Origin of the sequence: Paenibacillus castaneae (assembly GCF_002884445.1) — a bacterium.
GTDB lineage: Bacteria > Bacillota > Bacilli > Paenibacillales > Paenibacillaceae > Pristimantibacillus > Pristimantibacillus castaneae.
This window is the reverse complement of the sequence record NZ_KZ614144.1, coordinates 400,329-413,086: the sequence shown is the minus strand read 5'-3', so window position 1 is coordinate 413,086 and position 12,758 is coordinate 400,329. Positions and strand designations below refer to the sequence as shown.

At 44.4% G+C, this 12,758-nt stretch carries 5 protein-coding genes; all 5 read right to left on the bottom strand.

Annotation, left to right across the window (positions count from 1 at the left end; all coding sequences use genetic code 11):
- Positions 1–215: 215 nt before the first annotated feature.
- Positions 216–1,088: a hypothetical protein gene (locus CEF13_RS01745; RefSeq protein WP_102709138.1), complete on the bottom strand. Its 873-nt coding sequence runs from the start codon at positions 1,086–1,088 to the stop codon at positions 216–218.
- A gap of 40 nt (positions 1,089–1,128) precedes the next feature.
- Entirely contained in the window at positions 1,129–2,064 is a 936-nt protein-coding gene (locus CEF13_RS01740; RefSeq protein ID WP_102709137.1) for a TIGR03943 family putative permease subunit, read from the bottom strand.
- A gap of 17 nt (positions 2,065–2,081) precedes the next feature.
- The gene (locus tag CEF13_RS01735) at positions 2,082–3,152 is read right to left on the bottom strand and encodes a permease (protein ID WP_102709136.1); all 1,071 of its coding nucleotides are present in this window, start codon (positions 3,150–3,152) and stop codon (positions 2,082–2,084) included.
- Between the two features lie 22 nt (positions 3,153–3,174).
- Positions 3,175–4,374 carry a HupE/UreJ family protein gene (locus tag CEF13_RS01730; RefSeq protein WP_102709135.1) on the bottom strand — a complete coding sequence of 400 codons (1,200 nt, stop codon included), beginning with the start codon at positions 4,372–4,374 and terminating at the stop codon, positions 3,175–3,177.
- A gap of 79 nt (positions 4,375–4,453) precedes the next feature.
- Positions 4,454–12,301: an Ig-like domain-containing protein gene (locus CEF13_RS01725; protein ID WP_102709134.1), complete on the bottom strand. Its 7,848-nt coding sequence runs from the start codon at positions 12,299–12,301 to the stop codon at positions 4,454–4,456.
- Between the last annotated feature and the right edge of the window lie 457 nt (positions 12,302–12,758).

The following is a 12,758-nucleotide window of genomic DNA, read 5'->3' as shown; positions in this document are numbered from 1 at the left end:
ATCCAGCAAGTCCATGTAAGTCAAGTAAATTCACCCTCCAGCTTATGTTTTCTTCGGTCCATTTAAGTATATCGAATGTTAAACCGCATGGAAAACCGCCGATTTTGGCTTCAGCTTGGATAAACCACTCTATTCTTGTACGTCATATACACAGCCTATTGTATTCGGAAATATACGCCCGTATCCTCCGCTTATCGAATGACTTGTCCCTAATACTAGTTTTGTTCTTTTACTATAAACGAGCCTTTATATGCTTTCGACGGCACTTCAATGACGTAAGTTCCCGGCTGAGGGTTATTCAATAAGAAGATGTTTTCTCCCGGCTTTAAATCAGCGCTGAAATTCAAATCACTAGAAACAATCTTTAAGTCGTTCCCCGCATTCGCCTTCACATTAATAATCGCTTTAATCATAGCAGCCGCTTTAAACTCGGTAATTCCAGGCGTAATTCCGGAAGCGGAAACTTCAATCATCGCTACTTGCAAATCATTTTCTTCATCGATCGTCGCGATCTGAGATTGCGGCTGGCCGATAGAGCCGATGTGGATTTGGTTTTTTTCCAGCAAAATGTACCCCGCACAAACCGCCACACCAACTGCCAATATAACCGTACTCGCATAAGCTGGCTTTTTCAGAGGCGGCTTCGCCGGTTTATGGTTTGGATTGTTTGCGTTTAAGTGCTTTTCTCCTATTTTTTGTACAAGGAAAGAGCCTAGAATGAATACGATAGCAGCAGCCATAACTACGATGTTGGATTTGAAAAACAAACTGCTCAACACCGTTCCAAGCATTGCGCCAAGTGATCCGGACAATGCTGCATGGATAGCCGACTTCCTTCCGAAAGGAAAACCGCCTGCCAACCCTGTGACAATCGCGAATAAGATCGCAAATGCCACGGATATGCTTAAATCGAAATCGAATGATTGCGCCAAGACAGCGCCAAATGCAAAGCTGGATACACCGGCAAAGGCAGAAGCTGCTGCCATTCCAGCAGCTCTTGTGAGCATTGCTTTTCTATGAAACGCATTGTAAACATGATAGCCTGTAGTCAGAATAATCAATATGAAACTGCCTATATTAAGCAACATTACAAACACCATCCCATCTTTGCTCGTTTATGTGTCGATCTTATTGCAGTTTTTGGGCGAAGCCCCAATCTGGATAAACGTACGGGATAACCGGTGCAGTTGCAGGTTCTACGTTTTCAACAATGATTTTAATGACTGTCTGATTATGATAGGTCGTTTTTTCAATGGTTCCCGTAATGGTTACCCATGTGTCATTGGCATAGCTGCTTGCATCGGGACTTTCGGTAACAATTCCGTATGGCGAAATATCCGCTATACAATGGGTCATGGCCATTCTGCCTATAATAAACTGATTTTCTGACAATTCGTTCTCTCGATAAATGAAACCTTTTATTTTTATTTGCTTGCCTTCAAATTGATCTGCGAATGAATGAAGAGCCTGCAGCTTCTCAATGAACCATTCATCCTTCATTTCTATTAAATCCTGCTGATATAGAAGCATGCCTAATTTGGCATAGTCCCGATTGTATTTATCTGAACGGAACAATTGTTTTATCGCAGCGTCTTCATTTCCGACCAGCTGTGCCAAATCCAATGGCACTCCATCGCTCGTAACGGCTTCCCCTCCTACATTCATTCCTTTGTTTCTGGCCAGTGAGCCTGCGAAAGCTTGGTTTGGCAGAAATAATCCGAATAATAACGGCAAAATAAACAATCCGTAGATCATGACATTTTTCCATAGCGACCGTGAGGGCTCATGGCTATGTCCATGTTCTAAATCATGATGATGGCAATGACCATGATCACAATCGTGAGCAGCATCAGGCTGCTTAAGCGAACGAATCGAAAAATAAAGCTGAAATATACAAAACAAGAATAATCCAGCTGCAGCTATTTCCACATATTTCACAAGATGAGGAGCAATAAAGAGGAGGATTTCCCCTGTTAGCGCCAGATAAACCAGATATCCCGTGAAACCTAGCAAAATGACCAATTTCAACAAGTGATGCACAATAGAAACGCGATTGTTTCCCATATCTGTTATTTCCTCTCTTAATGCAATAGGAATTTATCTAGAATCAACGTGCCTGCATATACAAGAACGATAACGAGCGAGCTGTACAATACGACGTAGCGTGTTTTGAAAACAGCCAGCATCATTAAGATTCCTTTCAAATTCAACATAGGGCCAAGCACCATAAATGCGACAAGTGATCCCTTCGAAAATGTCGTAATAAATGATTGTGCCACAAATGCATCCGACGTCGAGCAAAGAGAAAGGATAAATCCGAGCCCCATCATTAGTAAATTCGCGCTTCCTTGACCTTGTCCCAGCGCAACTAAGCTGTCTTTGGATATGAACGTTTGAAGCAATCCAACTAATAGCGCACCGAAAATTAAAAACTTGCCCATTTCAAAAAATTCGCTTATCGAATGACTCATCACTTCGACCAGTTTATTCGACCTAGGGCGATGCTCCGAGGCGTGTTCGTGTTCGTGATCGTGATGGTGATCGTGATGATGTGAATGCTTATGCTGCAAAGGCTGCTGAGCAGCTTCTCTTACCCTTAATTGATCCGTCTTTACAAACCGATACACGATGAGACCTAGGATAAGAGCTATCAAAAAGGCTAATCCCATACGCGAATAAACAATTTCCGGCTTGTTGCGAAAAGCTGTGAACGTTGACCAGAATACAATTGGATTCAATATCGGTCCAACTACTATAAATGTCGTAGCCACATACAAAGGCATACCTTTTTGAATTAGTCTGCGAATAGCCGGAACCATCCCGCATTCGCATATCGGAAAAATAATGCCAAGTATACTAGCCGTAATAATTCCCAGTATTGGATTGCTCGGAATCATTCTTTTGATCGTCTGCTCCGAAACGAATACTTCCAGCAGCGCTGATATGACAACCCCGATCAGAATAAAAGGCATCGCTTCGATAATGATGCTGATAAACATCATTTTGAATAGCTGCAGTTTGGGATTGTTTACGATCATTCCGGGTGCTTGAGTAGAGAAAAAATATAAAACGATAATAAAAGCCAAAGAAGAAGCTGCAAGCAAATGGCTGTTCCATTTGAATGATCCTTTATGTGCTGCCGCATTTCGCATGGTAATCTCCTCTTGCTTCTATTTAGTTAAACCATATACGCTGCACGAGCCAGACTCCGCCTAGCACAAGTGCCACAGAAGAACTCACATACACTGCGCGCTTCGCATATTTCCAGCGGTGTAAAAGTGCAAGCAGTGGGAGAAGGACTGCTATCATGATCACTTGAACTGTTTCAATGCCGAGGTTAAAGCTAATCAAATTAACTGCAAGTTCGTTCCGTGGGATATCCATTTCTTTCAAAATGTCGGCAAAGCCCATACCATGCACCAAACCGAACAAAAAGGTAAGCACCCAGCGGTAATTGACGCGATCGCGAACCATATTGTCAATGGCAACAAAACAAATGCTAAGCGCTATGGCAGGCTCAACTAGTTCGGCAGGCACATCAATCCATCCAAGCACCGTCAATGTTAAAGTAATACTGTGGGCGATCGTAAACGCAGTGATCATCGTTGCATACTGTTTAAATGTTTGTCTGGCAATCAAAAGTGAGAATAGAAACAAAAGGTGATCATAGCCGGATAGAATATGTTGTATTCCTAGTTTAAAAAACGAGAACCAGCCTGAATGGGTATTCGATTGCTCCGTAACAGCATTTGGTTGTTCTGCTGCTTGCTCACTATCCGAATTTAGCTGCAGCGACTCTGCATCCTGATGCAAATCGGCGTATTCATCATCCGTCATCTGCATGGCCCATACCCGGCTTTTTCCTGATAGGGCTGATGTGCTCTTTTGTTTTCCATAATTAATCGTCAGGAGATCGACGTAGTTGGCTGTGGCCGTATTATTGATGTACAGTTGATCCGTTAAAGAAATGGGCTGAGAGGGGGGTACTGGTGGAAACGAGATCTTTATAACCACCTTGGTTTCATCCCCTTGCCGGGTAAGATTAATGCTTTCCACATGGGTCCAGTCTTCAGGCACATTGCCTATTTTCATCGTAATATTTTGCTGCAGCAACGATAGAAGCTGATCCTTCACCGCAGCAAATTCTTCCTCTTCTAGCATGCCATTCTCGTTTATATCACCGCCGACCAGTTCAATAACGGACAATTCGTCTAACGAATAGGCCATTTCTGTACTCGATTTGGTCAGATTGAGCGTCGTATAGCTGGCACTGTATGCATGAGCATCGACTTGCCGAACGAATGGAAAGAAAACAAATAACAGGGCTGACATTATACATATAGTAAACCGGAGTGCTCTAGGAAACTGAAACATGTTTTCCTCCCTGTAAAGATAACAGGGATGCCTTTCCTAAGAACGGCATCCTATTATCTATTCTGTGTTTCTATGTTGATTATTTATTTAATAGATTGTAAATAACTTGAGCTGCTTCAGCACGGGTTGTGATCCCTTTCGGATCAAATTTGCCCGCCCCGCGTCCTTGAATCAATTGAAGCGCCGCTGCCGATTTGACAGATTCGACTGCCCACGAAGAAATTTGAGATGCATCCGCAAATTTCATGTCTGTATGAACGGATTGCTTACCGTTCACATATGCGTGCGCCCGCATCAGCATGGTGACCATTTCTTCGCGTGTAATTCGTGCATTCGCATCAAACAGCACAGCGCTTTTACCTTGCGTAATTCCTGCTTTCACAGCAATGGCAATCGCTTCAGCATACCAATCGCTGGACTTCACATCGGCGAACGAAACATCAGCTTTTTCCGTAAGCTTCAGCGCTCTGACTAACAATGTAGTGAACTCAGCACGTGTTACGTTACGATTTGGTTCGTACGTCGTATCGCTTGTGCCGCTCACAATTTGTTTTGCAGCCAGTTCTTTAATCACATTTGCTGCCCAATGACTGGCCGGAACATCGATAAATGTCTTCGACACTTCAATCACGGCATACTTACTGAAGTGGCTGATCTCAGCAATCATATAACCGTCTACATATTTTCCTCCGACATATTCGAGCGTGCCATTATCAGAAATATAGTAGATGCCTGTCCATTTCGAATTCATCGCGGAATCCACTTTCAACTGAATGGTGATCGGTTTGTCGAACTTCGACAGTGCTACAGATTTGCCATTTGCAGTTGTCATGGAAAGATGCAAGTCGTATACATCCCCTCCAAGCTTAAGATCGGCATGAACGGCCTGACTGCTTTTGGCAATGATATTTCTCGCATCCGTATCACTCAACGGACTTAACTTGAGTGAAATAGTGCTCTCTTTCTGTTCCTCCGCAGAAAGCTTGCCGGAGAGCTGCCTAATCAAATCTGACGGAATGATCATTGTAATCTTATCCGATTTGATCAGTAGATCGTTTTGCTTGATCAAATCAGCCGTATTCCAAGGAAGTACCACTTCCAACGTATTGGCCGGAACCACGACAGTTGTTTTACCGCCTTCGTTGTTAGAGAGCTTGTCAGGCGTTATTATGGCTGATTGACTTCCAGTATTCGTGTCGCTGTTATCACCGCTGCCAGTGTTGCCATTTCCGCCGTTTCCGTTGGAGGAATCATCTGCAGTCACTTTGACGGTACTTTCTGCTATGAAACTGCCTTCTAGCGTTGTTGCCGTAATGGTAGCCATCCCTGACGAGACAGCTGTGACCAAACCGTTCGCATCTACTATTGCGACAAGCGCGTTGCTAGATGTCCATGTTACCGTTTGGTTCGTTGCGTTGACAGGCTCTACAGTTGCATTAAGCCTGCTTGTTCCGCCTACTGTTAAATCCAGGCTAGCTTTATCCAGCGTCACGCCAGATACAGGAGTTATAGGATCAGTAGGATCAGTTCCTGTAACTTTTAACAATTCCTTGGTATCACGAACGCGAATTCGGTTGCCTAAAGAATATTTACCGCTGAGGCCTGTCGCAACAATGGTATCCCCGACTCCAATCTGAACGGGAGCCCCGGTTTTGTTACTGATGTAACCATCAATAAAGACTTTCACATCACCTGAACCATCGTTAATGACATAGGTACTTTCATTCGGAATGGAAGTAACCTTACCCTTAACTTGAACCAATTGGCCCTGGTAAGCCTCCGATACAGAATCAGCCGTGCTAACCGATTTAGGTTGAACTGCAGGTCCGGAGCTTATTTTCACAACACTATTGGCAAATCGATCAAAAATAAGTTCTTTATCATTCTCGAATGAACCGATCCGGCCGTACACACGAACTGTATCACCAAGCTGAAGCGATCCATCTGGCACTTCGCCGAATGCTACGATACCGCCAGTTTCGTCTTGAACATAAACCGAATCATAGAATGCGGTTGTTGTCACCTTGCCTTGAACAACAACATTCGTTTCCTCTGGAAGCAAACGTACATCGCCGATCGATGTGACCTTCGATTCGAGATGAGACAGCCAATTTATTACGTTTAACCCGAACGGAACGTTGTTCGTTGGTCCGTCGTTTTGTGTCATTTGCTTATCGTTAAAAACATTCATTCCGGCGACGAATATACGCCCGCTTCCAAGCTGCTCCGAAGCTACTAACGGAATAACTGCTCCGCCGGTAACGTCGGTTAAAGCAGGACCGCTTTTTCCGTTAGCTGTTTGTACATTGTACTTCACCGTATCAGCCTTCACTTGTGGCGAGTCCTGGAACGTGGATTCGTTGCCGCTAGCTAGAATGGTAACCGTACCGCTATTAGTCAGCGGAATTTTGTTCCCGGCACCGTCGTTCCCCGCAAGACTTGATCCGCTGTAGAAATCCAATAAAGACACGAAATCTGTTAATCCATTACTCACTGGAGCTAAATGAAGCCTTACTGAGAAATTCGAAGTTAACGGTGTTGACCAGAAATTACCGCTTGCCGTTTCATCGAACACTCCGTCGTTATTAACCAAAATACTTGAACCGATACCCGTTAACAGGCTATTCAAGTTTTGCTGCGTTCCTCCAAAATTACTCTTTTCGGTCAATAATAATGATCCGCCGCGGTTGACAAATTTCTTCAATACGGCAATCTCCCCTGCACTATAAGCACTGCTAGGATGAGTCACCATCAATACGCCAACATCGCTTAAGAGTTGATCCGTTAGGGCGTCTTTATTCTCGGAAACTGTATACCCTTGCTGTTTCAAATTGAGCGTTAAGTTTGTAAGGTTGTTCGCATACGTCCCCGTATCGCTCGTTGTATTCTCGTTATTATGCGTAGCATCTATCATGACTTTGACGCCTAGCGGCGCTTTCACGATAATCGCTTGCTCGTATTTATTATCTCCTAGATCATTTCCGTCCCCTGCCGAAAGAACGACTATCAATTTATGATCCCCAGCAACTGGACTCGTCCAATTAACGCTGGCATACGCATTCTTATTCGATGCGAGTGATTCGATCACGGCATCTCCAATGAAATGCGCCGAATCTATGCTGTCGTAATAGAAAAGGGCTTTAAGGTTAGTCAGGTTGATTGTACCCAGATTCGAGATTCCTGCTTTAAGAGTGACCGGAATCCCGGAGATGGCAGCTCCTTCAGCGATGGTCAAATCGTTTACTTTGACTGACATCGGATCAGCTGGCGACCAGATTGGCGCTGAGTATATTTTGTCGCCATCCTTTTGGGTAACGCGAATAACAAACCATTGCTGTCCGCCCACGACATTGACGGATGGCTTCCAATTAAAAGATGTAGAGTCCGAAGCCGGAGTATAGCTATCAATAACTCTGCCGCCGTTGGTAATAAGCTCTACCTTAGCTATATTATCGTTCGATGGTTTATCCAAATATTTATATTTCGGGTCGGAGGAACTTTCAGATACAGGGTCGCTGCCTGTTACATTAAAACCCAGCGCCTTGGAATCTACCGTAGCCCCCATATAATATCCATTAGCCAGCACATCCAGCTGGAAATTCGGATCCTCACTGAAATAAACGTGCATTTTCTTCATGGCATCAAGCAAAGACTCTTGGGATAGGTCGTTAGCGACGATGACCGTACGCTTCTTCGTCTGTCCCCATGTCGCATCGTGGTTGTCTTCGCCGTATGTCGGCGCTATATGCCAGCCCAAATCGAGGGCGCTGAAGAACTTATTTTCTACATTGACATAGGAATAATTTCCAGACCCGTTTCCTACCTCAAGCATCGTGAAGAGCTTGTCGACATTTTTATCGTAAGGAATAAAATTGTCGAACGCATTCGAAGACATCGCAGGGTGATTGAACTGCGCCACAATATTATCGTAGGTCAGTGTCCATGCATAGTAATTTTGCAGGTTCTGATATTTCCCACCATCTTGTACGCGGTCAATAAAGTCGGTTGTTCCGAACACATTGGAGTGTCCCCACGTCGTCGAAGTCATTTCAAACGCCGGGAATACGACAAATTCCCCGTCCTTCGTATACCCCTTTGCCAAATCCTTAGTCAGCTTCCAATCCGATCCTCCGGTGCGCTGCGGCATTCCATTGTGATCGACAGTGTCTTTGCCTACTAGGCTGGCATCAATATCATGCGAGTGATCAGAAAAAGCAAAATAGTCGTAGCCATAGGCTTGAGCCGCTAGCAAAGCTTGCTCAGGATTGCCTTTAGCATCATGTGATATTTGCGTATGATTATGCGTCGTTCCTCTATAATGATTACCGCCTGTAAACCTCGGAGCAATCTGGAAGGTCCAAGAATGTGTTGAAGAATTGCCCAGCTTATCTTTGGCCGCTACAGTAACGGTATGCGTACCGATTGTTAAATCGTCATTCGAACTCAAGGACAGCTTAATTTGGAGTTCTGACATAACCGCTTTCGACGTGAAATCATGGCCATCGATGGCAATGCTGAGCGATGACACGTCCACACCGTTAGGGTCATCCAAATCGACGGAAATGACCGGATGGAAAGATTCAACGACGTCCATCATATCAGGAAGCTGATTCAAAAACGCCGGTCCATCTGTATCTGTTACCATATCCACGCTATTCGGTGTATTCGCGTCTCCTGAAGATTGTGACGGCTGGCCTGCGCTTTGAGCCACGATATAATATAAAATCTTCGTTGCCTTCACATTTTCTTTGGGTATTTTGACGTTGTAGTTGACACTGTCAGCTGCCGCCATTGAGATTGAAGCAAAAGAAGCGTCACCCTCATTCTTATAATAAAGAGTGACGGAATCCGCATATTTGACTATGGCTTTGACCGGAATATCTAAACCGGTATAAGCCTTTGTCAAAGGAGCGTGATTTAAATATAAATCCCCTTTGATATCAGAAGCCTTTCTCGGCTTTATATAATACCCGCTCGTATACGGTGACACTAATTGGAATTGACCCAATATCCCCGTAAAGGAATACGTATCGCCTAAGGAAATTACACTGTTCACATCGATACCGGAAGCTGACAATATTTTCACGATAGCTATATTGCCCAACTCATCGGTAATCGTCACATTGTAGTCAGGACCCGCAGAAGGAATATTGGTCACCTTACCTCTTACCGAAACAAGTTTTCCCTCCAACGCTTCAGCTGCTGTAAAATTGCTCAATTTATCTAATGTAATTGAAGCTGCAGCAGGCGCAGTGTCTGGCACGGAATCGGTTATTGTCGCAGCTACAAATTGAGTCATCCCCGCCGTGTAAACCACCTTGCCGGAAATAGTCACTTTATTTCCAACTGCTATCGCCGCAGATGGAGAAGTGCCGCCAATAACTTCAATTCCTCCCGTACTGTCCTGCATATAGAAGCTTGTCTGCCCGTTTCCAATCGATCCGTTGTCGGATGTGACGACACCTTGAATCGTAGCTGAATAGCTTAAATTCATTGGAATTCCATTCATGTCATTGACATGCAAATCGCCAATGTTCATAATCTGTGGCTTGCTGTACGAAGCCGAATCGATTCGGGCATAGCCGCTCTTTTGTTGCGAAGCGTCAGTATGCGTCACATAAACCGATTGATTATGGTTGGCATCGCTGAACGAAAACGAGAACGTTCCATCGGCAGCAGCAGGCGTTTGCCCCGCCAATGTGATAACTCCACTGTTAACCACATACATATGGACAGTAGAAGATGCCGGAACAGAGCCTGCCGCACCTGTAACGGTCGCGTTGCCTCCTGTTTCCGAGAATGTAATCTTCGCTGCATTAGGAGCTTCCATATAGGTTGAATTTCTAATGACGATTTCAGCAGGATTGCTGTTATTGCTTGGTCTGTTCAACACAAAATCGCTAGCGTTATTTGGGGTAAACCAACCGTTCCCCAAACCGAAAGCAGCTCTCGGATCAGAGCCTTCATTTGTTTTGCGAACAATAGTGCCAGCACCGATATACGACGAGTCAAAAAACGGCTTGCCCCAAACCGTTGTCGTATCTATCTTATGATGCTGAATTTGATTGGCTACTGGGTAACCGCCATCACTGCCATTGCCATATGCAAGCAAATCGACAATATTGGAATCCGCCGCTCCAGTGATGTTTCCACTTTTTTGAGAAAGAGCGAGTACTCCTCCTATCGATGCACTAGGAGAAATGGAAGCCGTTTGATCTCCAGCAATGGGAAGATCAAGTCCAGTCGTACCTGGCTTGCCCGTTACTAAATAATAGCTGTGCGCTTTAATGGTCCCCGATAACAAAACAGAGTTGCTCGCACTCGGGGTAGTACCCGTTGAAGCAATGTATTGTAAAGACCAGTTATTATTGAAGTTAATATCTTGATTAGAGCGGTTATATAATTCTATAAATTTGGTTTTATAAAACGCCCCTGAATTGCCCCCATTGGGATAGAACTGGCTAATGACTACATCTCCAGGGTTAAAATATGCCGAATACGTAAGAGCAACTTTATTACTTACGCCTTTCTCATCTTCTTGAGCAGCAATGGTAAATTCCGTTTTGGAAGATGGATTGCTGAACAGAAGATTAAAAGAACCGTCCGCAGCAGCAACTGTTGTTCCCGCTACTGTTTGATCAAGGAAATACAAAGTAACGAGCGAACCTCCTGCCACAGAGCTTGCCGCACCTGTAACATTTGTTAAGCTAGGAAAAGTAATTTTGGATACAACCGGATCGACGGTTTTGGAAAGAGTTACGTTCACCACTGCAGATGAAGTGAATCCTCCATCCAAAGTCGTTGCCGTAATCTTTGCTGTTCCTGCACCCTTCGCTGTAATTTTACCGTTCGCATCCACCAACGCAACATTCTCGTTGTCCGAATTCCAAGTAACGGATGGATTCGTTGCTGTTACAGGCTGTACGATTGCAGTCAACTGATCGGTGCCACCTGCCGTTAGATCCAGACTGCTCTTGTTTAGCGTTACGCCAGTTACACTAATCGGTCCTGAACTTACATTAACTGTTGCAGTCGCTTGGAATGATCCATCCACCGTTACAGCGGTAATCGTCGCCGTACCTTCATTTATCGCCGACACCGTGCCGTTAACGACTGTCGCAACCGATGAGTCGCTCGAAGTCCATGTGACGGATGAGTTCGTTGCGTTTGCTGGCAGTACTTGTGCAACTAGCGCAGCCGTTCCACCTACAGATACGTGGAGTGCAGTCTTATCCAGCGTTACACCTGTTACACTAACAGGACCAGATGGCAAAGGCGTGCCTGTAACAGAAATGTTAGCTATTCTGTTTGTGCCCGAACCAGTACCGGCTGCAGGTATCACAGCGTCACCAACCGTTTTGGAATCAGCATCAACAACCCATCTAATAAAGACCGATGACTGATCATTGACCGCAGCAGGCAAACTAATGTTGCTCAACGTACCCGTAACATAATCAACAGGAGTAGCACTCGTTGATCCAACATTATATGAATCTATTTGGCTCCAAACGCTATTATCCAAGCTGTATTGAACATTAAAGCTTTTGGGTCCCGTTGGAGAGCCAGCTTGCATAGATGATAGTTTAATATCGGAGTACCCTTTTGTAGAAAAGTTTACGACCCAATAAGACGTTCCAGGTAACCAATTGTTAGCGCTGATAGCAGGATTGGTTAAACCTGTACCAGAATACGAATACCCGGCTTTAGCCAAACCAACTGCAGATATGGCTGTTGCTGCTTTACCCTTATTGGCATCATTACCGTCGTTAGCATATAGGTTTGTAGCACTGAAATTATCCCATTTAGCCAATAAACTCGACGTATCCGCATAAGTCACCCGTGGAACGGGTAAAAGCACTGACAGAATCATGACGACCGCCATTGCTAAGCTAATCCACTTCTTATTTTTTCTCGTAAAACTAAGCATATAAGCACTGCTCCTATCGATATATTCGTTTTTCTAGTTTTATTCACACCAAAGACTGACTAATTGCTTCTGAACGGTCTTCCCCCTTCATTTGCAACAAGATGCTGCCTCTCCCTTCTACTCTAATCGGTCATACTGAATCCACGCACTTTCTACCCGATAGTGCCTGCACAGAAGGTCGGCTTATTTAACAAATTAGCGTATTCAAGGGATAAATCTGCTTGTGCTGCCGGGTATGATGCTGGAAAAAGTACCAACGTGTAAATGTAATGTGCCTGTTCTTTTCTCTAGTCAGTCCTTTTCTTCACACACTGAAGGCTTACTGTTTGCAAGAGGAAATGTGGTGCTGTTGGCAGGGGGGAAGGTAACAAGAACGTAGGCTTCGCGTTCCTTCCTAATTATAAGGACAAGTATTTTGGCATTATTAGCTTAATATTAAGTTTTTACAAACGTCACT